The sequence below is a fragment of the Streptomyces sp. NRRL S-920 genome, from assembly GCF_000717945.1.
In the GTDB taxonomy this organism is placed as follows: Bacteria; Actinomycetota; Actinomycetes; order Streptomycetales; family Streptomycetaceae; genus Streptomyces; species Streptomyces alboniger.
On the sequence record NZ_JODF01000036.1, the window covers coordinates 1 to 24,571 of the forward strand.

General features: G+C 70.2%; 22 protein-coding genes. 12 read left to right on the forward strand and 10 right to left on the reverse strand.

From position 1 onward, the window contains the following. Positions 1–36 precede the first annotated feature (36 nt). Complete coding sequence (locus IG54_RS0124085; protein ID WP_030788179.1) at positions 37–393, forward strand: DUF1048 domain-containing protein; 357 nt, start codon at positions 37–39, stop codon at positions 391–393. A 1-nt stretch (position 394) separates the two neighbouring features. Then, positions 395–724: a DUF1048 domain-containing protein gene (locus IG54_RS0124090; protein WP_030788182.1), complete on the forward strand. Its 330-nt coding sequence runs from the start codon at positions 395–397 to the stop codon at positions 722–724. 26 nt (positions 725–750) lie between these two features. Here IG54_RS0124090 and argF read toward each other — a convergent pair whose 3' ends face one another. From argF to IG54_RS0124110, 4 genes are all read right to left on the reverse strand, one after another. Continuing rightward, complete coding sequence (gene argF / locus IG54_RS0124095) at positions 751–1,767, reverse strand: ornithine carbamoyltransferase (protein ID WP_030788186.1); 1,017 nt, start codon at positions 1,765–1,767, stop codon at positions 751–753. A 105-nt stretch (positions 1,768–1,872) separates the two neighbouring features. Beyond that, positions 1,873–2,397, reverse strand: coding sequence for a 2'-5' RNA ligase family protein (locus IG54_RS0124100; RefSeq protein WP_037897615.1), 525 nt, complete (start codon positions 2,395–2,397; stop codon positions 1,873–1,875). Between the two features lie 104 nt (positions 2,398–2,501). Beyond that, positions 2,502–3,194, reverse strand: coding sequence for a hypothetical protein (locus tag IG54_RS0124105; RefSeq protein ID WP_030788193.1), 693 nt, complete (start codon positions 3,192–3,194; stop codon positions 2,502–2,504). Between the two features lie 7 nt (positions 3,195–3,201). Beyond that, positions 3,202–6,240 carry a CHAT domain-containing protein gene (locus IG54_RS0124110; RefSeq protein WP_030788196.1) on the reverse strand — a complete coding sequence of 1,013 codons (3,039 nt, stop codon included), beginning with the start codon at positions 6,238–6,240 and terminating at the stop codon, positions 3,202–3,204. A gap of 210 nt (positions 6,241–6,450) precedes the next feature. Between IG54_RS0124110 and IG54_RS0124115 the strand changes: the two genes are divergently transcribed. From IG54_RS0124115 to IG54_RS0124145, 7 genes are all read left to right on the forward strand, one after another. Then, complete coding sequence (locus IG54_RS0124115) at positions 6,451–7,338, forward strand: LysR family transcriptional regulator (RefSeq protein ID WP_030788199.1); 888 nt, start codon at positions 6,451–6,453, stop codon at positions 7,336–7,338. Between the two features lie 263 nt (positions 7,339–7,601). Then, positions 7,602–8,279, forward strand: coding sequence for a hemerythrin domain-containing protein (locus tag IG54_RS0124120; protein WP_030788201.1), 678 nt, complete (start codon positions 7,602–7,604; stop codon positions 8,277–8,279). Positions 8,280–8,406: 127 nt separating this feature from the next. Next, positions 8,407–9,810, forward strand: coding sequence for a dihydrolipoyl dehydrogenase (gene lpdA, locus IG54_RS0124125; protein ID WP_030788203.1), 1,404 nt, complete (start codon positions 8,407–8,409; stop codon positions 9,808–9,810). A 91-nt stretch (positions 9,811–9,901) separates the two neighbouring features. Beyond that, positions 9,902–11,212: an SgcJ/EcaC family oxidoreductase gene (locus tag IG54_RS0124130; protein WP_030788205.1), complete on the forward strand. Its 1,311-nt coding sequence runs from the start codon at positions 9,902–9,904 to the stop codon at positions 11,210–11,212. Positions 11,213–11,372: 160 nt separating this feature from the next. Further along, positions 11,373–14,192 carry a helix-turn-helix transcriptional regulator gene (locus tag IG54_RS0124135; RefSeq protein ID WP_063756256.1) on the forward strand — a complete coding sequence of 940 codons (2,820 nt, stop codon included), beginning with the start codon at positions 11,373–11,375 and terminating at the stop codon, positions 14,190–14,192. A 115-nt stretch (positions 14,193–14,307) separates the two neighbouring features. Next, on the forward strand, positions 14,308–15,180 hold the full coding sequence (locus IG54_RS0124140) for an NAD-dependent epimerase/dehydratase family protein (RefSeq protein ID WP_030788220.1): 873 nt from the start codon (positions 14,308–14,310) through the stop codon (positions 15,178–15,180). Then, entirely contained in the window at positions 15,173–15,997 is an 825-nt protein-coding gene (locus IG54_RS0124145; protein WP_030788222.1) for an MBL fold metallo-hydrolase, read from the forward strand. The genes IG54_RS0124140 and IG54_RS0124145 overlap by 8 nt, the downstream gene beginning before the upstream one ends. Positions 15,998–16,112: 115 nt before the next feature. Here IG54_RS0124145 and IG54_RS0124150 read toward each other — a convergent pair whose 3' ends face one another. After that, positions 16,113–16,508 carry a nuclear transport factor 2 family protein gene (locus IG54_RS0124150; protein WP_030788225.1) on the reverse strand — a complete coding sequence of 132 codons (396 nt, stop codon included), beginning with the start codon at positions 16,506–16,508 and terminating at the stop codon, positions 16,113–16,115. 94 nt (positions 16,509–16,602) lie between these two features. On the opposite strand from IG54_RS0124150, the gene IG54_RS0124155 reads away from it, so the two are divergent. Further along, entirely contained in the window at positions 16,603–17,187 is a 585-nt protein-coding gene (locus IG54_RS0124155) for a TetR/AcrR family transcriptional regulator (RefSeq protein ID WP_030788227.1), read from the forward strand. Positions 17,188–17,224: 37 nt separating this feature from the next. Here IG54_RS0124155 and IG54_RS0124160 read toward each other — a convergent pair whose 3' ends face one another. Next, positions 17,225–17,965, reverse strand: a complete 741-nt coding sequence (locus IG54_RS0124160) for a TetR/AcrR family transcriptional regulator (protein ID WP_030788231.1) — start codon at positions 17,963–17,965, stop codon at positions 17,225–17,227. A gap of 142 nt (positions 17,966–18,107) precedes the next feature. Here IG54_RS0124160 and IG54_RS0124165 point away from each other — a divergent pair, with 142 nt between their 5' ends. Next, entirely contained in the window at positions 18,108–18,926 is an 819-nt protein-coding gene (locus tag IG54_RS0124165; protein ID WP_037897613.1) for a hypothetical protein, read from the forward strand. A 479-nt stretch (positions 18,927–19,405) separates the two neighbouring features. Beyond that, complete coding sequence (locus IG54_RS42125; protein ID WP_158708912.1) at positions 19,406–19,564, forward strand: hypothetical protein; 159 nt, start codon at positions 19,406–19,408, stop codon at positions 19,562–19,564. Positions 19,565–19,810: 246 nt separating this feature from the next. On the opposite strand, the gene IG54_RS40450 is transcribed toward IG54_RS42125, so the two are convergent. From IG54_RS40450 to IG54_RS0124190, 4 genes are all read right to left on the reverse strand, one after another. Then, positions 19,811–20,623: a lasso peptide biosynthesis B2 protein gene (locus IG54_RS40450; RefSeq protein ID WP_051819861.1), complete on the reverse strand. Its 813-nt coding sequence runs from the start codon at positions 20,621–20,623 to the stop codon at positions 19,811–19,813. Next, positions 20,623–22,521 carry an albusnodin/ikarugamycin family macrolactam cyclase gene (locus tag IG54_RS0124180; RefSeq protein WP_051819862.1) on the reverse strand — a complete coding sequence of 633 codons (1,899 nt, stop codon included), beginning with the start codon at positions 22,519–22,521 and terminating at the stop codon, positions 20,623–20,625. Before IG54_RS0124180 ends, IG54_RS40450 begins: the two co-directional genes overlap by 1 nt. A gap of 17 nt (positions 22,522–22,538) precedes the next feature. Continuing rightward, a complete protein-coding gene (locus IG54_RS41410) occupies positions 22,539–22,742 on the reverse strand; it encodes a lasso RiPP family leader peptide-containing protein (RefSeq protein ID WP_106977074.1) in 204 nt (67 codons plus the stop codon). A 396-nt stretch (positions 22,743–23,138) separates the two neighbouring features. Then, positions 23,139–24,332, reverse strand: coding sequence for an ROK family transcriptional regulator (locus IG54_RS0124190; RefSeq protein ID WP_051819864.1), 1,194 nt, complete (start codon positions 24,330–24,332; stop codon positions 23,139–23,141). Positions 24,333–24,571: the final 239 nt, after the last annotated feature.

The window sequence follows — 24,571 nt, forward strand, 5'->3', positions numbered from 1 at the left end:
ATCACGCATCGACAGGCTCAAGGAGGAGGGCGGGAGATGAACTTCTGGGAGAAGGTCACCGGCAGCGATCTCAACCGGGAATGGAAGGCGTTCGAAGCCCGGGCTGCGGCCCTGCCGGACGACTACCGGGCGGCGTGGGAACAGATCAAGGCCCACCTCTTCCCCCACGGGGACTTCACCGGCCGCAACCTGCTGCCCATCCTCGACGCCGCCCTGGGGCTGCTCGAAGTAGCAGCGGCCGACGGACAGAGTGTCCACGAGGTGCTCGGCGAGGACATCCAAGGTTTCTGTACCGCGCTTGCCGGTGGGAAAGAGGCCCGGACTTATCGCGATCGGTGGCGCGAGCAGTTGAACAGAAATGTCGCACGGAAACTGAGCCGGCTGGGAGGCTGACGTGAGCATCCAGGACATCATCGAGGGAAAGAAGCAGTGGCGGGCGCACACGGCCCGGGTCAAGGCTCTGCCCCCGGACTACCAGATCGTCTACAAGGAAATGCAGAAGTACCTGTTCAAGGTCGGGCCAGTCGACCTGCCTGACGGGCCCCTGCTTCCCGGGATTGTTGACTTCTTCGAGGAGGGCGTAGCCTCGGGCAAGGGAGTTTTGGAACTCATCGGCACCGACGTCGCCGCGTTCTGCGACGACCTGATCAAGGACTCTCCCACCTACGCGGACGCCTACCAGGAATCCATCAGCGGAGGACCCGGCACAGCTGCCGCGAAGTAGCACCCGGCGTAGCGCGAACCGTCTGCTCAGGTGGTATGCGGCTGGGCGGCCAGGTCGCTGACGAGCAGGGCCTTGATGGCGTGCATCCGGTTCTCAGCCTGGTCGAGGACGAGTGAGGCGGGGCCGCGGAAGACATCCGTGGTGACTTCCGCGCCCTCCCTGCCGGTCTCGGCCAGTACTGCCGCACCGATCGAGGTGCTCGTGTCGTGCACCGCGGGCATGCAGTGCAGAAAACGCACCTGAGGGTTCTTCGTCGCGGCCAGGACCTGATGGTCGATGCGGTACGGGGCGAGGGCCGCCACTCTGGGGCGCCAGGACTCGACCGGCTCCCCGAGATGGATCCAGGTGTCGGCGTACACGAAGTCGGCGTCCCGCACGCCCTCGTCGATGTCGTCGCTCTCCTGCGCACCCCCGCCTGTTCGCGCGCAGATCCGCTCCACCTGGTCGCGCATTTCTGGGGAGCCACTCATCGACGCGGGAGCCACGACACGTACCGTCATGCCCAGCAACGCCCCCGCGATCCGCAGGGAGTTGGCCACGTTGGACCGGCCGTCACCGACGTAGGTCAGGCAGATGTCGGCCCATGGCTTGGCGCAGTGTTCCTTGATGGTGAGCATGTCGGCCAGGGCCTGGGTGGGATGCCACGGTGGCGTCAACGCGTTCCAGACGGGAACACCGGAGTGCCGGGCCAAGCGCTCGACGGTGTGGTGGTCCGGCCCCCGGTAGGCGATCCCGTCATACATGCGCCCCAGAACCATGGCGGTGTCGACGGCCGATTCGTGTACACCGAGGTGACTCGTGCCGGGACCGAAGTAGGAGACCTGCGCGCCTTGGCCGAGAGCAGCGACCTCGAACGCCGATCGGGTCCGCGTGGAGGACTTCGCGAAGAGCAGGGCGATGGTCTTGCCCGCGAGCAACGGCTGCTCCGCGAGCCTCAGGCGTGCGGACTTCAGATGCCTCGCGAGAGCGAGCAGCTCTTTGAGCCGGTCGGGTGTCAGATCGGTTTCCTGGACAAGACCCCGTACCCGGCAGTCGTCTTCCACGTCGCGTGTTCCTTCCCGGCGCCACCTTCGCGGCTCCCGCGGAGCTTCTCCCTGTGCCAAGGGGTTGAAACAGACCGCGCAACCCCTGTGAAGAACTCTGCTCGGTCAGAGGGTGAGCGGCAATTCGGCGAGAGGATGCCAGCCGTCGGGTGTGAGGGTGACCACGTGCACGGCGGACACTTCGGTGCGGATCGGCAGACGGCTGGTGACGCGACGCGTGATGTCGGCGGCGGTGTGGGCGGCCGCGTCCAGCGACACGGTGACGTGCACCGGCGGATCCTGCCCGAACCGACCGCCGTAGGGGACCTGTTCGGGAAAGGCGACGCGAACGGCGGTGGCCAGGGCGCGCAGTTCGGGCACCGGGACACCGACGAACGCGCCGGACCGCTCCGCCTCGGCCAGCCGGACGGGAATCCGGCCGGCTTCCGGCGCCGCCCGCACCAGTACAGTCCGCAACCGGTCCAGCTCCGTCGCACCGATCCGGTCAGCCGGCAGCCAGGGGTAGAGCAGCGTCGCGTGTGCGGGCACTCCCGGCCGCACCACCCGCGCGTCCACCTGGGCGGCCAGCTCCAGCAGCGGTTCGGCGTCCGGCAGCAGTGCCAGGACAGCCGTGGTTCCCGGTGGAGGCATCGTCGCCGTCACCCTGCCTCCCGCGTCGAGTTGTGCCGCACCAACCTTGGCCCGATACCGTGCAGCCCCTATGTGTCTTTGGCTCTCTTCATCTGGCCGCGATGTCACTCACTGCCGTGATGGGAGATACTCAGGCTCACGTTATCGGGGAGGTCGGCGCGGAAGCGAGCGAGCCCGAGCCGCGCCCGGCGCACGGAGGCCGACACGACCATCTTGGCCTGGAACGGAGCGCCCTTTCGGGCCATGACCACCGCGAACATCCGCTGCACACCGGAGAGTTCGGCCGCTTTGGTGCGGCGCAGGCGCCACTCGAAGTCGCTCTCGCGTTCACCGAGCCCCAGCATCGAGACCTGATCCGAGCTTACTTCGCTGCTGTGTGTGGCGGACGGTTCAACGAAACCGAGTTTGGCGTTGACCCCGATGCTGTGGGTCACCTTGACCGGCACGGTGGCGCGCAGCGGGAAGAGAGACCAGGCGATAGGTGGTTCCCCGCCGTCCAGTGCGGTGAGGCTGACGCCGAGGGCCGCGTCCTCGAACGGTTCGTCCGCCTGCGGATGAAGGGTCATCACCAGGTGCAGCTCGTAGAACTCATGGGTGGCCAGTCTGTCTCGTACGTGGTTGTCGATGGCGTCGCTCTCACCTGCGGGACGGTCCAGGCGCGCGAGGATCGGCTCGCCCAGGGACATCCGCCGGACCAGAGGCCCGCCTGGTGGGCTGCCCAGTACCCGCCGCGGCTCCAGGTCGACGGGGTGCTCTGCCATCGGTCGCAGGGCGAGTTCCAGGATCGCTCGTGCCACGGTGCTCCTATCCGGCGTATCCCATGAGACAGAATGCCCCCCAGTCCGCGTACTGAGGATGGCTGCGGCGGGTGAGCCGCTGGGCATGAGTGAAGGCTGCTCCGACGTCGCCCGAGTGTTGCAGGTGCTGGTAGAGCGTCGGAAAGAACTGTGCGGACACCTCCGGGCGCACGGCCCAGCGCGCCCCTACGACGGCTCCGGCGCCGGCGCGGATCAGTGTCGCCGCCAGTCCGATGACGTTGTCCAGGTAGTCGTAGCGCACCTGGAGCGACTCGCACGCCTCCAGGGTGACCAGCCGGACCGCACGCAGGTCGCACCGCAGGATCTGGTCGGCGAACAGCCGTCCCTCCTCGCCGGCCAGGAACAGGCAGTGGAAGAACGGCGCGTCCGGGTCGTGCAGGCCGTGGGCAGCGAGATGAATGAAGGGGGCGTTGCCGGCCCGGGACAGAAACTCGGCCGGTGTCGCCTGCTCCCCGGTGAGCGCCTCGCAGCCGAACATGGCCGCGATCTCACGCGCCGTGTGCTCCACCGACTCCTCATGCGTCAGGCCGTAGGGCACACCACCATCGGCCGAGGCGAGCACCAGTGCGCCCTCTGCCGTGCCACCCTTGTGCCGGTCGGCCCAGAACAGTGCTTCCAGGCAGGGCAGCATGCTGACGGTGAAGCGGTCCGCGACGATGCCGTCGCCCAATGGCAGCAGCCAGAACGGCAGCGAATGGGCGGCTTCATGCGGCCACACGTACAGCGTGGTGACCTCGGGGCCGAGGTCCTCCAGCCAGCCTGTCACAGGGACCTCTTGCGCCATGGCGCGCAGGCCGTGCTCGGCCTCGATGGACAGGGGGCGGGTGAGTGGGTCCTGCTGGATCTGGGCCAACAGCTTCGGCAGGGCACCGAAGCACACGGACAGGTCGATGACGCCGCGCCGCTTGTCGCCGAGTTGGGCCCCTCTCAGTAGCGGCCCCGTCCCGGTGCTGGTGAAGAGGGCGGCCCGGCGCACTGAAGTGCTGACCAGCTCGGCGGTGATCGCGTTTCCGTGCTCGTCGTCCACGTATCCGGTGAGGAGCGTGAGCAGGCACGCGGAGGTACCGAGGGTCTCCTTGACCTCGGTGAGGCCGCCTGACTGCCAGGCGCCCGCCGCGCCCGTACTCGCCAGGCGCTTCGAGAGTGTGAGGTGGTAGACGCGACGCCAGTTGACGGACTGCTCGGCGCTGTCGGTTCCCGGCTGCGCTTCGCGGAGCGTGAGTGGCGCGGCGACTTGCGTCGATACCCCGTCCAGTTGCCAGTCCCCGCCCGTGAGTGCGAACCCGCTGGTGCCGGATGCCCGCAACAGCGCGCCGTCCGCAACGGATTGCGTGTCGTGTTCGTGTCTGTCGCCGCGCAACGCGGCGCCCAGCACGAAGCCCTTGGCGATCTGGTGCACCACGAGCCAGACGGTGTCTCTGTCCGGGAAGCGGCGAAGAGCAGCGAGCGCGGCCAGCTCGAACAGCGCCTCCTGTAGGAGCCGATGCCCCTGATCACCCAGTGCCGCACCGGCTCCGGCCACCAGCTCGGCGAGGTAGTGCACAACGAGTGCGGTGTCGGCGCCGGTTTGCGCTGCGCTGCGCCTGAGCTGCCGGGACATCGCCGTCAAGCACAACGTCGCGGTGTCCGGGCAACCCGCCAAGAGGTATCCCCACGCCGCCTCCGCGGTCCGCGCAGGGTCCGCGTCGTCAGAACTCAGGTTGCCTACGAGGTCGAACGTATACGTTTGGGCAATTTTGAAGCCCTGCATCAGCCGGCCGTTGCCCTTGACCGCTGCCCTGACCCGATCGAGCGTCGCTGCGTCGTAGCGCGCGTGCAGCAAGGCGTGGACGGCGGCTGCCGGTTGGCCGTAGGCGAGGAACGTCTCGGGCGGTGTCCCTGTCAGGTGCTGCTCGCAGCCGGTCGGATCCTCGGGCAGGAAATGCCACCACTGGCTCGTGAAGTGCAGCCGGGCCTGTTCTATGCCGACGTGGGGCAGGTAGGGATGGAGTATCTGCGCGAGTGCGGTCAACTGCCCGAAGTCACCGGCGCCGGTCGCGCATTCCAGCGCGGAGAGATAGAGCCAGGCGGTGGCGTGCAGGCCGTACTCGGCAAGCATGTTCGCGAAATTGCGTACGTGGACGCGCGGTCGGCGCAGCATGACCGACGGATCGCGCAGATCACCCACGAACAGCCACAGCCTGGCCCAGATCGTGGGATCCGCACCTGTCGGCAGCAGCCGATCGGCCTCATCCAGCCACCCTTCAAGGCGTGGGTGGTCCAGGGGGGCGCCGGCCGTCGCCCTGGTCAGCTCGATCAACGCCAGGTAGGCCAGGGCACGGCCCCGTTCGACACCGTCGTCGAGGTCGGCGGCGCGCTGGAAGTAGGCGGTGGCACGCTGGAAAGACTCCTCAATGCCGGGAAATCTCTTCCACTCAGAGCTGAGGGCGTCCGTCCGCTTCGGCTCGGACCAGGGCCTGGGAACGCCCATCGCCCACGCTCGGCGATAGTCGCGCAGGGACACATCATGCGCGTAGGACATGCTGCCCGCGCCCAGTGAGTAGGGCTCGAAGTGGACACGTCCGGCGAGATTGAGGGCCTGCGCCGACGCCGTCTCAGCGCAGTAGGCATCGGCCAGCCTCGCCGCCTTGTCCAGGACGACGGCATCCTGCTGGTCGGTCAGCAGGTCGACCGTCGCGATGAGGTAGTCCCGCACCGCTCGGTGCGGGCCCAGCGAACCGTCGTCGCGCGGGCGCACACTTTCGTGGAGAAGCAGAAAGTGGTTACGCCTGTGCTCCAGGGAGCTGAACCTGTGCTCCAGGGAGCCGAACGTGGCTGGCTTACCAGTGCCGACGTCCTGCGCCTGGGCCCCGGCCTCCGCGGCGGAAGGCGGCGGTGCCTTGACCCGCTCGGCAGCCGCCTCGGCATCGGCGGCACTCAGCGGCGGCAGTGACCGGATCTCCTGGATCGCCTGCTCCTCGGACAGGATGCCGCGGTTGCGTAGACCAAGCCACGCGTCGAATGCCGAGAGCGGCAGATTGTCCACTTGAACAGTATGAGCGGGCGATGGTGCTCGTTGGGCGAACTTTCCACATTTCAGCAGGGCCCTGAGTCGGCAGAGCCACCCGAAGCCGGAACCGTCCGCCGAGCCGGTCCGCCCTCCCCAGAACTACTCCTCGCGCGGACGTTCGATCGCCGTATACTTCCGAGGCTCGGCAGCTTGTGGCTGGCGAGTCGCGGAGGGTACGGGGGCGCGATGGAGCTGCGGGACATTGAGATCTTCCTGGTTCTGGCTGAGGAGCTGCACTTCGGACGGAGTGCCGAGCGGCTTCTGGTCTCTCAGGCACGGGTCAGCCAGGCCATCAGGAAGCAGGAACGGCGTATCGGCGCCGCGCTGTTCGAGCGCACCAGCCGCACCGTGCGCCTGACCGACGTCGGACGCCAGCTGCGCGACGACTTGCAGCCGGTCTATGCGGGCCTGCACGAGTCTCTGGAGCGCGCCCGGATGGCCGCCCGGGGTGTCACCGGCAGGCTCCGGGTCGGCATGATGCCCTTCAATGTCGTTGACATGCATGCCTATTGGAGGGCCTTCCGTTCGCGGAATCCCCAGTGGGAGCTGGAGATTCGTCAGCTGGAGTACGTGGATCCGTTCGGCCGGCTCCGTGACAACAACATGGACGTCCTCGTCACCTGGCTGCCCGTGGAGGAACCGGACCTCACCGTCGGCCCGGTCCTGTGCACGGACCCCCGGGTTCTCGCTGTGGCCGCGGACCATGAGCTGGCCCAGCGAACCTCGGTGCGCCTTGAGGTGTTCTCCGACTTCCAGCACGCCGTCGCCCCCGACATGCCCGACTACTGGGAGGACGCCTACCTGCCCTTCCACACGTCGCAGGGCCGGACGATCGAGCGTGGGAGCATCGTGACCAACGCGGAGGAGCTGATCAACCAGGTCGGCATGGGCGAGATCATCCACAGCTTCCCCAGCCACGTCACGCGGCATTGGGGCATGCCGCACGTCCGCTGGCTGCCCGTCACGGACCAGCCGGAATTGTCCTTCGCCTTGATCTGGCGGACCGACGCGGAGAACGAACTGATCACTGCTCTCGCCGACATGGTCCGCGAATTCGGGGCCATACGGTTCTGACAGCCCGCTGCGTCTGGGCGTCCGCTCGGCTTGCCCGGGCGCCCCCCGCGCTCCGATAACCGTCGAGTTATCGATCAACGAGCAAGGTTTGTGTTGATCCGACCTGGCTCTCGCGGGAGGCTTTGAGGAGCCGGGCGGGCCGCTGGTCGAGGGCCTCGGTTCCTTCCCGGCCGCGCCATCCCGCCGCCCTATCCACGTTGCCGCTGCACCGTCAGGCATGGCTTCCCACTGCCCGGTCACCGGAACCAGGAGTCAGAACAGAAATGAGAGACCGGTTCGACATGACCGTGACGTACGCGATGCACAACGCATTACGAAGGGAGTTGCACTTCATCGCCCGAGCCACGGCCCGCGCCGATCCCGATCCCGACCCGGATCCCGATCCCCGACACATCCTGCGCACCGCTGTGGGCTGGACTCTGTTCCGTCGGGCCTTGCGTGCTCATCAGACCGCCGAGGACGACGTGCTGTGGCCCTCCCTGCGCCATGCTCTGTTCGGGCGGCCCCTCTGCCTGGCGCGGCTGGAGGCGATCGAGGCCGAGCACGCGGTGCTCGACCAGTTGCTGGAGGCGATCGACCAGGCGCTCGCAGGCCCCTATCTCGGTCTCGATCTGTTCGCTGACCTCACCGGCTCGCTGGTCACCGGACTACGCGGCCATCTCCGCCGCGAAGAGGAGTCCGTGTTCCCGGTGGCCCAGGTCGTGCTGAGCGAGGATCAGTGGGAGCGTTTCGAACGCGCTCATGCGCAGCTGATCCAGGCCGACGCGGCATGGATCCTGCCATGGCTCCTGGACGGTGCGGCCGAGCGGACCGTGGCCGCCGTTCTCGCGGCGCTCCTGCCCGAGTCCGCACACCATGCGTATACGGATCAATGGCAGCCCGCCTACGCGATGCTCGACCGGTGGGGTACCGAAGCCGCTCCCGCCGACGCACGTCCCTGATCGACCTACTGGGTCCGATATCCGCGGCCGACCTGCCGCCCGGCGGCACCCCCGACGTCACCGTGCTGCCCGCTGCCCGCTGTCCACTCCCGCCCGCCTCGAAATCTCTCGAAACCAAGGAATTCCCATGTGTAAACGCTTCGACGTCGTCGTACTCGGAGCAGGCCCCGGCGGCTACGTCGCCGCCATCCGCGCCGCGCAGCTCGGCAAGCGGGTCGCAGTCGTGGAGGAGAAGTACTGGGGCGGTGTCTGCCTCAACGTGGGCTGCATCCCGACGAAGGCACTGCTGCGCAACGCCGAGCTGGCGCACATCTTCAACAACGAGGCGAAGACCTTCGGCATCAAGGTCGACGGCACGGTCTCCTTCGACTACGGCGAGGCGTTCCGGCGCAGCCGCACGGTCGCGGACGGCCGCGTCAAGGGCGTCCACTTCCTGATGAAGAAGAACGGCATCACGGAGTTCAACGGCCGGGGCTCCTTCCTCGACCCGAACACCCTCCAGATCACAGAGGCGGATGGCGCCATCCGCACGGTGTCCTTCGACAACTGCGTCATCGCCACCGGCGCGACCCCGCGGCTGCTGCCCGGCACCGCCCGCAGCGAGCGCGTGGTCACCTACGAGGAGCAGATCCTCGCCGACGACCTTCCGCAGTCGATCGTGATCGCGGGCGCCGGCGCGATCGGCGTCGAGTTCGCGTACGTCCTGCACAACTACGGCGTGAAGGTCACGATCGTCGAGTACCTCGACCGGATCGCGCCGCTGGAGGACGCCGACGTCTCCAAGGAGCTGGCGAAGCAGTACCGCAAGCTCGGCATCGACGTCCTCACCTCGACCCGCGTGGAGTCGATCGACGAATCCGGTCCGCAGGTCCGCGTCACCGTCACCGGAAAGGACGGCGTACAGAAAGTCCTGGAGGCCGACAAGGTCCTCCAGGCCATCGGCTTCGCGCCGAACGTCGCGGGCTACGGCCTGGAGAACACCGGTGTCGCGCTGACCGAGCGCGGCGCGATCGACGTCGACGGCCGCTGCCGTACCAATGTGCCGAACATCTACGCCATCGGCGACGTGACCGCGAAGCTGATGCTCGCGCACACCGCCGAGGCCATGGGCGTGGTCGCCGCCGAGACCATCGGGGACACCGAGACCATGGAGCTGGACTACTCGATGATCCCGCGCGCCACCTACTGCCGGCCGCAGATCGCCAGCTTCGGCTGGACCGAGGCGCAGGCGCGGGAGAAGGGGTACGACGTCAAGGTCGCCAAGTTCCCGTTCACCGCGAACGGCAAGGCACATGGCCTCGGCGACTCGGCCGGCTTCGTGAAGATCATCGCCGACGCGCAGCACGGCGAGATCATCGGCGCTCACCTGATCGGTCCGGACGTCACCGAGCTGCTGCCCGAGCTGACGCTGGCCCAGCAGTGGGACCTGACGGTCCACGAGGTCGCACGCAACGTGCACGCGCACCCGACGCTCGGCGAGGCCGTGAAGGAAGCGATCCACGGTCTGGCCGGCCACATGATCAACCTTTGAGGCGAATCCCGCGCACACCGCGCGGGTTCGAAGCACGTCACCACACCATCCAAACGAGATGAATCGTCTCGTTCGTCACGACAGGAACATCATGAAGGTTCTGCTCACCGGTGCCACCGGTTACATCGGCTCCGCCGTCACCGACCACCTCGTCGCCGCCGGCCACCAGGTCGTCGCGCTCACCCGGGGCGCCGAACAGCAGCCCGGCCGGGGCTGGCACGCCCAGGTGGTCGGCGACACCGCGGACCCGGCTTCACTGGCCGGTGCGATGACCCCGGACATCGATGCCGTCATTCATCTGGCTCCGCCGAGCGGCGACGCCGATGTCGACACCGCCGTCATCGAGACGCTGGCCGCTCCGCTGCGCGGCACCGGCCGCCCCTTCGTCTACACCAGTGGCGTCTGGGTGCTGGGCGCCACCGGCGACGCCCAGGAGGTCGGCGAGAAGACCCCGACCGATCCGATCGACATCGTCGGCTACCGCCCGCACATCGAGCGGCGGGTGCTGGCCGAGGCCGCTGAGGGCGTGCGCGCGGTCGTCGTCCGGCCCGGCATCGTCTACGGCCGCGGCGGTGGCATCCCCGCCATCCTGGTCGACCGGGCCCGCCAGCAGGGGGCGCCCGAGTACTACGGAGCGGAGGGGGTGCGCTGGCCGACCGTCCACGTGGACGACCTGGCCGAGCTGTTCGTGGCCGCCGTCGAGCGGGCCGAGCCCGGCACTGTCTGGCACGGCGTCGGCGAGTCGGCCGTCCGGGTCCGTGACCTCGCCCTGGCCGCCGGCCGCGCAGCCGGAGTGCTCGCAGCCCCGCAGGTGATACCGGTGGAACAGGCCGCCGAGGCCTTCGGCCCGCTCTTCGCGGAAGCACTCGCCCTCGACCAGAGCGTCAGCGGCGAGGCCGCCCGTACCGCCCTCGGCTGGCAGCCGGGCCGGCCGGGTGCCGTGGCCGAACTGACGACGGGTTCGTACCGGCCGGTCGAGGTGTTCGGCGCCCCCGAGGGCCCGGAGACCGACGCCGCGGTGGCAGCGATCCGCCGTGTGGTGGCCCAGGTCGAGCAGGCCCAGCAGAACGAGCAGGTCGACCGGTTTCTGAGCGTCTTTCGCCGCCAGGACCCGGTGTGGACCACCGGGCACGGCAAGCGCCTGTCGGGCTTCGAGGAGATCGAGACCTTCACCCGCAAGGTGCTGCCCGGTGCCATGGCCGAGTCCACCGCCGTCTACGACGTCGAGCGCGTGCTGTTCCTGCGGCCCGACGTTGCCGCGGTGAACGTTCGCCAGCAGCCGGTCCGCCACGACGGCACCCGGATCACCGACCGCCCCGAGGGCCGCCCGTTCTACATCCTGGTCAAGGAGGACGGCGCGTGGCGCGTCGGCGCCGCGCAGAACACCGTCGTGGTCGGCTGACGACCTCCACGGACCGGTGAGGTCCGGGGCGGCAATGGTCGGTCAACTCGGGCTGTGGAAGCCCGAGTTGACCAACCTGGCGCAGGCGCCGACGCCGCCGCCGGACAGCGGACCAAAAACACCGTCAGCCACGCTCAAAGCAAGTAGGGGGACAGCGCCGATGACCGAAGCGGTCCGGACAAGGGCCGCCGACCGGGGGCCCGCCGGTCTCAGCGGCCGGCACCACGAAAGGGAAGTACTGGACGGGCTCTTGCAGGGAGCCCGGCAGGGCCGGGGCGGGGCCGTGGTGCTCACAGGCGAGGCAGGGTCGGGCAAGACGGCGCTGCTCGACCGGTGCGCCTCCGCGGTCGCGGACGGAGCCCGGCTGTTGCGGTGCACGGGCGTCCACTCGGAGGCGGCGCTGCCGTACGCCGGTCTGCAAGTGCTCCTCCGGGGCGCCCTCGACCGGGCCAGGAGCCTGCCTGAGCGTCAGTTGACGGCGCTGCGCGGGGCGATCGCGCCGGATGACGTGCCCGCCGGGGACCGCTTCCTGGTGGGGGCCGCGACGCTGGGCCTGCTCGACGAACTGGCCGAGGAACGCCCGCTCGTGGTCCTGGTGGACGACGCCCACTGGCTGGACCTCGAGACCGTGGACGCGCTGCTGTTCGCGGCCCGCCGACTCGGCATGGGGCGGGTGGCCATGGTGTTCGCCGCGCATGAGGACTCGGCGGTCTTCGACGGCACGCCGGGCCTGCCGATGCTGCACCTCGGGCCGCTGACCGACGAGGAGGGGGCGGCGCTCCTGGCAGATCGGGCGCCCGACCTGCATCCCACCGTGAGCAGTCGCATCCTCGGGCTCGCGCAGGGCAATCCGCTCGCCCTCGTGGAGCTGGCGGGGGCCCTGACAGCGGCCCAGCGGGACGGGAGCGAGCCGCTGGACGCGCGGGAGATCGCCGTGCTGCCGGCCTCGTGGCGGGTGCGGCGGATCTTCGACGAGCGGATCCGGGCGCTGCCCGCGCCCACCCGCCAGCTGCTGACGGTCGCCGCGGCGGACGACACCGGCGACGTGGCGCTGGTGATGGCGGCGGGAGAACGGGCGGGCGCGGCCGCCGGGGACCTCGGACCCGCGGAGGCCGCGGACCTGGTGAGAGTGTCCGGACGTCGGCTGGTGTTCCGGCATCCGCTGGTGCGGGCAGCCGCGTACCAAGGTGCGGTGCTGGCCGAGCGGACGACCGCTCACCGGGCGCTCGCCGACGTCGCGCAGGCCGCCGGGGACATGGGCCGCAGGGCCTGGCACCTGGCCGCGGCGACCGTCGGCTACGACGAGGCGGTCGCCGCCGAACTGGAGCGCAGCGCCGAGCTGTTCCGCTCCCGGGGCGGCCGGGCGGCGGTCGCTGCCGCCTACCGGCGGGCCGCACAACTGACCGAGGACCAGGATGCCCGGGCGCTGCGGCTGGCCGCCGCGTCGGCCGCCGCCGCCGAGGCCGGACAGGCGGAGCTGGCGGGGACGCTCGCCGACGAGGCGGGGCCGGTGAGCAGTCCGTCGGCGATCGCCCGGCTCGCCAGCGTCCGGGCGGCGCTCGAACACGGGCGCGGCCGCTCGGAGTCGGCGCGGCTGCTGCTCGTCGAGGCGACTGCCGAGGTGACGCCGCACCGGCCCGCCATGGGGGCATGGCTGCTGTTCGAGTCGGCCGCGATGGCCTGGGACGCGCCGGACCCCGTCGAGGCGGCCCGGGACACCCGCGCGCGGGTGGCCGGTCTGGACTTCGGCGAGCATCCCGTACAACGGGGCGCGGCCGGGGTGCTCGACACACTGGCGGGTGATCTGGCGGCCGGGGCGGCGCCGATACGAGAGTTCGCCGAGTACGTCGTGCGGACCCGGCAGGAGCGCGGCCTGACCGATCAGGTGCGGCTGCACGGATGGGACATGCTGCTCGGCGAGTACCGCACGGTGCACGACGAGGCCGTGGCCCTGGAGCGGGAGTGCAGGGCGGAGGGTGCCGTCGGGGTGCTGCCGCGGGTGCTGCTGCGGCTGGCGCGGCTGCGGCTGTTCCTGGGCCGGCACCGGGACGCGTACACGACGGCGGTCGAGGGACTGGAGATGGCTCGTGACACCGGTCAGAGCCATCTCGCCACGATGCTCAGCGGCGTCCTGGCGGTGCTGGACGCCCTCGACGGGCAAGAACCGGACGGCACAGGAGCGCCCGGGCGGCGGGACGGCGGGGAGCCGCAGGGTTCTGCCGGGCGGGCGGGGCGGTACCTCGGCCCCGGTGTCGCGCCGGCCCCGTTCTGGCTGACCCGGGCGCAGGGCCTGTTCGATCTCGGGGTCGGCCGCTACGACCGGGCGCTGCAACGCTTCGCCGCGCTCACCGGGGGACCGTACCGGCATCTCATGGTCTCCGTGCACAGCCTGCCCGATCAGGTGGAGGCCGCCGTGCGGATCGACCGGGCCGCCGAGGCCCGGCCGGCGGTAGAGCGTTTCGCGCACTGGGCCGATGCCACCGGGACCGCGTGGGCAGGGGCGGTGCGACTGCGCTGCCACGCCCTGCTCGCCGCCGACGACGCGGCGGGGGAGTTCTATGAGCGGGCGCTCGCCGCCCACGCGGGGGACGGCCGCCCGTTCGAGGAGGCGCGCACCCGGCTGTTGTACGGGGAGTGGCTGCGCCGGGCGAAGCGCCGGGCCGACGCCCGGGAGGCGCTGACCGTAGCGCTGGAGTCGTTCGAGCGGATGCCGGCCGCCGCGTGGGCGGACCGGGCCCGCGCGGAGTTGCGGGCCGTCGGCGCCACCCCGTCCACACCGGCGGCGGACGCGGACCTCGCGGGCCGGCTGACCGCGCAGGAGTTGCGGGTGGTCCGGCTCGCGGCGACGGGCCTGAGCAACCGGGACATCGGAGCACGTCTGTTCCTGAGCCCGCGCACGGTCGGCTACCACCTGTCCAACGCCTATCCGAAGCTCGGCGTGACGTCGCGGGCCGCCCTGGGAGCGCTCAGCCTGGCCTGACCACCCCGGCACGGGCGCGAACCCTGGTAAGGACCCCGGTCGTTCGACGGATCCGCGGGTACCGGCGCGGATCCTACGGTTCTGGTGTTGGAAGAACGACAGCCTGGGAGGGCTCATGAAGGTTCTGGTACTCGGCGCCACTGGTTACATCGGCTCCGCGGTTACGGCGTGCCTGACGCGGGAGGGCCACGAAGTGGTGCCCCTGGTCAAGAACGCGGCCGAGCTGCATCCGGACATCCCGGTGCGGGTCGGCGATCTGACCGACCCGGCGTCGCTGCGCGCGGCGGTGACGGACGACGTGGACGCGGTGGTGAACCTGGCCACGCCGAGCGGCGACGAGGCGGTGGACACCGCGGCCCAGGACGCGCTGCTCGCACCACTGCGCGGCACGGGCCGGGCGTTCGTCTACACCAGTGGCGTGTGGGTGCTCGGCGCCACCGGGGACACCCCGCTGACCGAGGACGCCGCTACCGACCCGATCGCGATCGTCGGCTACCGGCCGCGGATCGAGCAGCGGGTGCTCGCCGCCGCCGGGGACGACGTGCGGGCCCAGGTGATACGTCCGGGCATCGTGTACGGCCGGGACGGCGGCATCCCCGCCCTGATGACCGGCTGGGCCCGGGAGCACGGCACGGGTCGTTACGTGGGCTCGGTCGCGACCCGGTGGCCGATGGTCCACATCGACGATCTCGCCGAGCTGTACGCCCTCGCGCTCACCAAGGGCCACGCCGGTGACCTCCTGCACGGCGTGGCGTGGGAGTCCGTCCCGACGGCAGCCCTCGCCGCGGCCGCCGACATCGCCGCGGGCGGCGCCGGCCGGGCCGAGCCGTGGCCGCTCGCGGAAGCCGCCGAGGCGCTCGGGGAGCCGTTCGCCGAGGCGCTCGCGCTCGACCAGGTGGTGTCGGGACGGCGGGCCGGCGAAGAGCTGGGCTGGCGGCCGAGCCGCCCGTACGTCCTCACCGAGCTGGCCGGAGGCAGCCGTGGCTGACACCACCGCCCTGGCGCCGCCGATCTGCCGTACCTGCGGCACCCAGTACACCGCCCCGCGCCCCGACTGCCCTGTCTGTCTGGACGAGCGCCAGTACGTGGGCCACGGCGGCCAGCAGTGGACGACGCTGGCCGGGTTGCGCGAGGCGGGCCACAGCGGCCTCTTCGAGGAGCAGGGGCCCGACGTGCTCGGTGTCGGCGTCACCCCGCAGTTCGCCATCGGCCAGCGGGCCTTGCTGCTGCGCACCGCCGCCGGGAACGTGCTGTGGGACTGTGTGCCCTATCTCGACGACGCGATGGTGCGGGCCGTGGAGGAACTCGGCGGCATCGACCACATCGCGATCAGCCACCCGCACTTCTACTCCTCGATGGTGGAGTGGGCGCACGCCTTCGGCGCGCCGGTCCATCTGCACGAGGCGGACCGGCAGTGGGTGGGCCGACCGGACCCGGCCGTGCGGTTCTGGAGCGGGCGCACGCTTCAGCTCACCGACGAAGTGACCCTGATCAACCCGGGCGTGCACTTCCCGGGCAGCGCGGTGCTGCACTGGAGCGCGGGGGACGGGGCGCTGTTCACCGGGGACGTGGTCAACGTCTGCCCGGACGGCCGCTGGGTGACCCTCATGTACAGCTACGCCAACCACATTCCGGAGCGCCCCCACGCGGTCCGAGCGGCGGCGGACCTGCTCGCCGGCTACCGCTTCGAGCGGATCTACGGCGCCTGGTGGCACCGCGTCGTCACCTCCCAGGGCAACGAGGTCCTGGCCCGGTCCGTCGAACGCTACCTTCGCTTCACCCAGGCCGCGGTCCCGAGCGGCTGACGCGGATCGCCGGTCCTCGACGACGCGGTGTCGGCACGACCTGCACCGCGTGCAGGCTCCAGGCCGAGGGGCCGGGCACCATGCCCGGCCCCTCGCGAGGCGGTTCCATGCCGCTTCACGCGTCGTCGGACTCCGCGGCCAGGGGGACCTCGCCGCCCGTCTTGCTGAAGCCGAGGGCCTCCACGATCCGGCCGTCCGTCACGCGCATGATGTTGACGCCCTGCACCCACTGATCGGGGCCGTCCCCGAAGCGGTAGGTCCACACGATCGTCGCGCGGTCGCCCGCCACGATTACCTCTTGGGGCGTGAACTGCGAGGTGTGGTCGTCGACGAGGGCCGTCCACCACTCGGTGCAGGCCTGGCGTCCGACCACCCGCTCCCCGCGCGGCGCGGGCTGGACGCTCTCCATGACGCAGTCCTCGGCGATCAGGTCGGCGAGGAGGGCGGCCTGACGGTCGGTGAACGCGCGGTTGAAACGGTCGATGACTTCGGCGGTGCTGCGAACGGACATGACGCCTCCTCGATGAGATAGACCGGTCGATCTACCCTCTGCCCATATAGATAGACCAATTGATCTACCGCGTCAAGTGCTGCACAATCACGCCATGACCGCTTCGACCAAGCCGGGCCCCCGCGAACGCCTGCTGCTCGCCGCCCAGGAGCTGACGTACACCCATGGCGTCGGCGTCGGCGTGGACGCGCTGCTCAAGGCGGCCGGCGTCGCACGCCGTTCCCTGTACGAGCACTTCGGCGGCAAGGACGGTCTGATCGCGGAGGTGCTGCGCCGCAGTACAGCCGAGGATGCGGCCGACTACCGCGCCACCATGGACGCGGCGGGCGACGACCCGCGGACCCGGCTCCTCGCGGTCGTCGACCGGCTCGGCCGCATCGCCGCGGAGCCGGACTTCCACGGCTGCCGTTACCTCGCCGCCGACCTCGCGCTCACCGACCGGGAGCATCCCGGCCACGAGGTCACGCGGGCCTACCGGCGTACGCTCCGCGAGCTGTTCACGGCCGAACTCGCCGCTCTCGGCCACACGCGTCCCGACTTCGCGGCCGACCAGTTGCTCATCCTCGTCGACGGCCTGCTCGCCACCGGCGCGGCCCGCCCCGAGGACCGCCCGCCCGCCGCGGCGGCCCGCGAACTCGCCGAACACATCGTCGACGCCGGGTCCCCTCAGCCGCGGTAACTCCGGCCGGAGGTCTGGAGGTCCGCTTGGGGGACGGCTATGCGCGGGCGGCGGGCGAAGGGTGGGCAGGGGGGAGCCCCAGGGACCGGGCGAGGTCGCGCAGGTCGTCGCGGTACAGCCGGGCCGTGTCGCGCGCGCGGGGGCCGAGGAGGCCGGCCACTTCCAGCGCGACCATGCCGTGCATCCGGCCCCAGACGCGCAGCGTGACGGCGAGGGCGGAGGGCGGCAGCTCGGGGTGCGCCGTCCGGGCCGGGGGGACGAACCCGGCGTCGAAGTCCTCCCAGGAATAGTCCTCGGCGTCCTCGAGCGCGTCGGCGAGCGGCCATGCCGCAGCGACCAGGCCGAGGAGCCCCAGGCACAGGCGGTGCTCGGCCTGGGCCGCGGCCTGGACGGAGGGGGATGCCGGGTGTCCGGCGGGTGCCTCGCCGTACAGCAGCCGGAACTCGTGCGGGTGGGCGAGGGCCCACTCGCGGTACGCCAGCCCGTGGGCGACCAGGCGGCCTGCGGTGTCCTCCGGGGGGAGGGTGCCGCGCGCCTGTTCGAGAGCTTCGGCCAGCGCGCTGTAGGCATCGGCGGCGAGCGCGGCGAGCAGATCATCCCGGGTGTCGTAGTAGGTGTACAGCGCCGCCGGCGTCATGCCCATCTCGCGGGCGACAGCGCGCAGCGACAGCGTGCCGGCCCCGCCCTCGGCGAGGAACCGGGAGGCGATCGTCTTGATTTCCCGGAGCGTCGAGGCGCGGAGGCGTGCACGGCGAGTCGGCTGGGGCGGGGTATCCATGCGCCCGAGGGTACACCCGATCGGAAACTAAACAGTGTTTGTTTATTGAGCGGCGTTCGGTTACGTTCGGTGGCACACCCCTCCGGATGGCCCTCGCCGCACCTGCGGTCGGCGGGCCCCCGGCATGAAAGGAAGACCCCTCATGGACATCCGCGGCTACGAGACCGGTCCGATCGCGGCGGAGGCTGCCTTCACCTCCGACTTCGAGATTCCGGGCGACCTGCCTGTCCAAAAGCTGGTCGACATGCTCGAAATCGAGCGGCGCAGCATGGACATACGGCCCGGCATGCGGCACAAGTACACGCCGCTGCGTTTCGACTCCGCTGCGGGCACGCCGCAGATCGGCGGCCGCTACCTCTTCGACACCTGGGACAACGTCCTCGACTATGACGATTTCACCAGCAACGAGCTGGAGTTCGAGGAGGGCGTGAAGTTCTGGGACCGCCCGTTCTTCCTGGACGTGGACCGGCACATCTGGCGCGTCACCGGCGCCCACGACTTCACCCCGCTGGCCACCACGCACCACGTCAACCGCTTCGAGCGCTGGACTTACGACGGCGACGCCGCGAATGCAGCCCGGCTGCTGGAGCAGTCCTGGCCCGCGCTGCGCGATCACGCCGGTGCCGCGGGAGCGGCGAGCGTCTGGCTGTTGCACCAGCCCGACGAGAAGCAGATCGGCGTGCTGACCGTGGCCGCACGTACTGCGGCGGACACCCCCGGGGAAGCGGCTGCCCGCTCGCTCGACGCCCTGGCGCGTACGCCGTCCCCGGGTCGACTGCTGCCGGATGCCCTGGGTGCCGTCCAGGTCTTCGACCGGACCAGCCTCATCCTGGCCATGTGGCTTCCCGAGTCCCGCGTGCTCGGCGGAGCCCCCTCCGCCTACCCCTCGGCGCCGGTCCACCCGCTCCCTACGGTCCCGCCGCAGGAACCCCGGGTCCATCAGGACGCGCGACACATGTGATTTGCGTCACATTCAAGTGTGTTTAGAGGGCTGGCGCGCACGCGTTAACGGCGTCACTGCGGGCCATGCGCCGCGCTATTCGATGATGGCGAGGGGCGTTCACTCTCCGTTTGCCTTCGAATCTGGTGGAAGGCGTGCCCGGGTGGGGGCTGGGGGTGCTGGAACGCTCGCTGACGGTTCGGCTGTGCGAGACCGGCTGCCTCCGTGGTGTCCGCTGAGGTGGGGCCCGGCTCAGAGAGCGGTCTCAATTTTCGGTTCACGTCGCGACGGCATTCATCACTCGTTGTAAATAGGTGAATTGAAGTGCGACGCGGAGGAGATTCCCTCGGGCTGGGGCTCGTGAGGCACGTGGGAGCACGTCAAAGGCCATTGTCTTGCGGCAGGTTGACGGGAACACTGTTCCTTACGCGGAGTCGCTGCCGTAATCCCGAATTGCCGGGCACCGGTGTCGACGCGTGGGGAAGGTGAGGTGAAGTGACATGGGTATGAAGATGACGATGACCACCCGCTGGTCGGTCTCTGTGCGTTGGCAGCACGTGCGAGTGGTCATCATCGTCATGGTCCTCGTGTTCCTGAGTGTGATGACTCACGGAGACGGTGACACGACGCTGGTCGACGCGCTGTGGCCGCGCGTCTGAGGGGATGAGCAGGTCCCTCCAACGGGGGCGGTTGCCGGGAGACCGGTGACCGCCCCTTCGCTTTGTCAGACTAGCGCACAAAGTCTGGCCTATGAAGGGGAATCCGCTCGGATTCTCCGCGGCGTTCTTGAAACTATCCGGTAAGAATCCCGGCAGGCGCCAGGGGTGTGCGAATTGAACACGGCGGTGGCAAGAGGCCGGGACGGCCGTGGAACGCCCCGTTCCAGCGGCGCGTCTGTCCAACCATCAGCTCACGGAGAGAACACGGCGGAATTCGGTATGGCCGTACTCGTCAGGTGAGGCGATGGCGACTCCCTGCGCCTCCACCCACGCGTGGAAACGGTAGGGGTCGTCCGCCGTGCCGACACACCACACCACCCGCCGGCCGGTCAGGGCCAGGACCCCGAGCGTGGCCAGGGACAATTCCAGGCAGGCGGCGCGTCCGGGGTACCTCCGGGCTGCCCGCCGCACCGTCGCGAGGGAGGCTGAGGCCTCCTCCGGCGTGGCCTCCCGCCGGCACCAGGTGCGTGCGGTCCAGCTCACCGTACGGGAGACGGTCCGCAACGGCAGCCGGATCAGCAGCAGAGCGCCGAGCAGTGCGAGCAGGCCGAGCAGCGCGGTCGCGGCGCCGCGAAGGGAGCGGTCCCGTTCGTCCCGCATCGGTTCGGCGGCCATGGTCATCTGGGCCGCGGCCGGGGGCACTTCGGCGACGGGTGGAACCTCGCCCCGCGGTGGGGCGTGCCGGGCGGACTCGTGACCGTCCGGACGCCGGCCCGCCGTCCGGCTCGGGGCGTGCGCAGCGAGGAGGCCACGACTGATCAGGTCGTCGGCGAGGCGGCGGGCGTCCTCGCGGATCCGGTCGTGCCGCACATGCGGGTAGCGGTCGGCCAACACCAGTACCGCGGAGTCGAAGTTCCCGCTGCGGTGCCACTCCTGCCAGAGGGCGTGCGCCATGGAGTTCATCGCGAAGCAGTGGCCGGACCGCACGTCCAGCAGCACGCTGCCACCGTGCGGTGAGGTGCTCTCGCGTACGTACTCGGACACGCTCAGTCGCGTCATCACCACTCCTGTCCGCTGCCGCCGGCCGTCAGCCACAGGTCCGCGCCGAGCAGGCGGTTGAGCGCTGGGAAAGGTGCGGGCAGACCCGCGACCGCCCGTTCGACCGAGGCGACCACCCGCGAGGGTTCGATGATTCCAAGTTCGGCCAGCGGGGAGCCGAGAAGCCGCGCCTTGATCTGTGTCGCTGAGCGGCGGACCCCGCGGTAGTTCTCGGCCGCGTAGTCGCCCTTGGTCCTGCGCCGCAGTACGGGACCCGGGACCAGGCCGGTCAACGCGGCCGCCAGCAGCGGCTTCGCGGTGAACGGGTCGATCCGGCGCGGCAAGGGGAGGCGGGTGCAGGCCCGTACGACCTCGCTGTCCAGGAAGGGAGCGTGCGGCCAGATACCGAACGCGCGGGCTGTGGAGGTGAACTGAGCCTGCACGGCGGCGGAGGTGCGCAGCTCGCACAGGACTGCCCGGGTGCCCGGTGTCACCGGCGCTGAACGGGACGCGGGTCCGGTCGATCGGGCCCGCTCCTCGGCCAGTTCGGCCAGGTGCCGACGCGCCCTGTCGGTCAGCCAGGCCGCCTCCGGTCCCGGGGCCGGCCACCAGGCAACCGCGTCCGCCCACCGCGCCGGGTGGTCCAGGGGCTCGTCGAGATGGGAGGCGAGTTCGCTCATCGCCTGCTGGAGGGGAGTGCGTGCGAGGCGTCTGGCCCGCAGGATGACGTCTGCCGGGGAGAGTTGACGTATGCGGGCCAGCGCGCGCCCGTCGCTCAGGAGCCTGCGCAGTCCGGCGGTGGCCGCGATGTCACCGAGGTAGGAGGGGGGCGCGGCCAGGAGCGCGTCGCCGCCCTCGCCGGTCAGGTGGAGGCCGGGCCCGCCGCGCGCGATGTGGTCAAGACGCAGACGTTGCCGGGCGCCGATGACCGCCGCCGGATCGGGCTGGTCCGCGGAGCCGTGCTCGGACAGGCCGCTGTAGGGCAGGGAGTCCCCACGGCCACGGGTCACGGTGAGCCGGATCGAGGGGGCCTGCTCGGCGTGGGCCAGGGCATGGGCGAGATCGCCGGCGGGTGCGTCGGGGTGGTGGTAGACGAACGCGTCCAGGGGCGCTCGGCCCGTGGTGCGGGCGGCCAGGAAGGCCAGGGAAGTGGAGTCCAGGCCGCCGCTGAAATCCGAGGTGATGCGGGCGGCGCTGTCGGTGCGAAGGGTGACGGCGCGCGTGAGGGCTGAGCGTAACTGGGCCGCACTGTCCTCGAACCGCGTGCCGGGATCGGGGGCGAGGTCCTCGTACGTCCAATGGGTGCGGCCGCCGGACGGAGCGACTCTCAGGGCCTGCCCGCCACCGAGCCGGCGGATTCCGTCGTACACCGTGCGCCCTTCGGTGAGTTCGGGAACCGCGGGGCAGACGATGTGCGCGGCGAGCACGGCCGTGTCGGGCCGACCGGCTGCTCCGGACAGGGCCGCCGCGGTCCTCGCCCGGGTGGACAGAACCGTGTGGTGGCCGTGGCGCCCGTAGTAGAGGGGAAACTGCCCCGCCGGGTCGGCATACGCGGTGAGGTGGCCGTCGTCCTGGAGCACGATGAGCAGGTAGGCGCCGGGCCATCGGGTCAGGCGTTCCCAGTGGCCGTCCCGCACTGCCTGCCGCAGATCCTGACGCATCGTCGCTTCATCGGCGAGGCACTGGCCGACGGCGGCCAGCCGGGCGTGTGCGCACTGAGCGGTGCGGACCTCACCGGGGTGCCAGGGCCCCCAGGACCAGAGCAGGGGTTCGCCCGGCCACAGCCGGGTGGCTCCACGCGGCGCCGGGGCAGGCGCGGACGACAGCAGTCCCGCGATGGTGGGCCCGTCGGGGGAGGGAAGGACGGGAGACGGGCAGCGCAGGTCCGTGGCTGCGGCGGAGGCCGCGGGTCGGGGCATGACAGATGTCCGGAAGGTTAGTAGTAGTACTGGGCATTGGCGTCGGCACTCCCGCTGGGGGAGCTGCCCAGCGTCACCTCACGGACATGCCCCAGGTCGACCACCATCGGCGGTTCGTAGGCCGCCGGTTCCTCGGGGGAGGGCGCGGCCCCGGCCTTCACCGCTTGTCGCGGATATCCGAAATCCTCGTACGGGGATACGGCAATGGGCTCGTAGGTCATGAGGCCGCCTCGGGTCAGGGGCATCAGCTGCCCCGGAAAAGAATCAGGAACGGGAAAGACGCGTGCGCCGGTCGTCCCGACGTCGTCGGAGCCCCAAAGTGTAGCGATTCTCCAGCGGCTCCTGGTGCCGAATCGGCCCGTGATCGCAGGTGCTCCGGCCTGGTAGTTCCCGCCCTTGTTTCCTGGCGGCAGAAGGCTTTCCGGTATCTTTCACCGGTCCGCCGACGGGAGGCTGACTCATTCGGTCAACGGTGCTCACTCATTTGAACGAGCACGGCGGTGACAGCGGGTCCACAGCGCCATATCGAAGAGGAGAGGGGCTCGCGCGGCGCCTTGGCCATCGAGTATCTCCTTAGGTGCCTCGGCGGCTGAGATACGCGTTCGACAGTCGGGTGCCTAGGTGTTGTTGGCCGCGTGCTCCATGCCGCGAAGCCCCAGGATCAAAGCGCCCTGGGCTTCGGCCCGGGTGTCCAGTTCGCTGAGGCCGAGGACGAACTTGGAGTCCTCGGCGACCGCGCCGGGCAGCGCGAAACGGCGCAAGGACTCCTTGCACCCCTCCAGCAGCAGCGGACTCTGGGCGAGCTGCCCGCCGATGACGACGAGGTCGGGGTTGAGCAGGTTGCACAGCTGGGCCAGCGACTGCCCCAGGCGCCGCCCGGCGTCGTGGATCACCCGCATGCAGACCGCGTCCTGGGCCTGGGCGGCCGCGATGACCTGTTCGAGCGTCTCCGGTGCGGGCGCGCTGTTGCGGGCCCGCGCGGCACGGACCTGCGCGATGAGCGCGTCGGCGCCGATCACCGTCTCCAGGCAGCCGCGTCCACCGCACTGGCAGACCGCGCCGTCCGGGTCCACGGTGAGGTGACCCAGTTCCCCTGCCATGCCGCCGTGGCCCCGCAGCACGCTGTTGTGCACGATGATGCCGGCGCCGATGCCCGTCGACGCCTTCACGTAGACCACCGTTTCGGCGTGTTCCCGTGTGCCGTAGGTCTGTTCGGCCAACGCGCCGAGGTTGGCGTCGTTGTCGATGAAAGCGCGTACGCCCAGCCAGGTGCCCAGGTCCTTCACCGGGTCGTCGCCCTCGCGCCAGGGTGGGAGGATCGGCGGGGTGAAGCCGCCGGTGCGCGGGTTGATCATCCGGGGTACGGCGATGCCGAGGGAGAACACGTCGGAGCGGCGCCGCTGTGTTCCTTCGATCGCCTCTTCGATCATCCGCCTGACCTCTGGCAGAGCCCGGGACCAGCCCCTGCTGACGCCTTCCGAGCTGACCCGCGAGGTCACCTGGTCGAATTCCTTGTCGAGTCTGCGGGCGACCACGGTCATGTGGTTGAACCCGAGGTGCACGCCCACGCCGACGTCGTTCACGGCTGAGAGGCAGACCTTGCCGCGCTCCTTGGTGTTGGGCACGAGCTTGACCTCGACCAGTTCGCGGACCGCGGCCGACACGGTGGCCTGCGAGAGCAGGGTGCGGTGCGCGATGTCGGCCTGGGTGCCGGGCTTGATCGCCAGGGCGAGAAGGACCTTCCTGCGGTTGGCTGCCCGGGTGGGGCTGGCCTCAGGCAGTCGCCCAAAGAGATCGTTCGCGTTCGCCATTGGCCCCCCAGCCCCGGTACCCGCATCTCGATTTTTTAGATCGAAGAGCAAATGATACCAGCCAACTCTTCAATTCGAACCGGCTTTGGCTTCGAATAGTTAAGTGTCAGTGGGGTGACCGATGGGACTTCTGAGCGGCCCGAGGTGCGTCGGCGATCTCTCTGGAGGTGCGTAATTGGCTGAAATCTTTTAGGGAAAGTCGTCGGTGTGGACGTTTCTGGTTCAGGATCCTCCTCTAT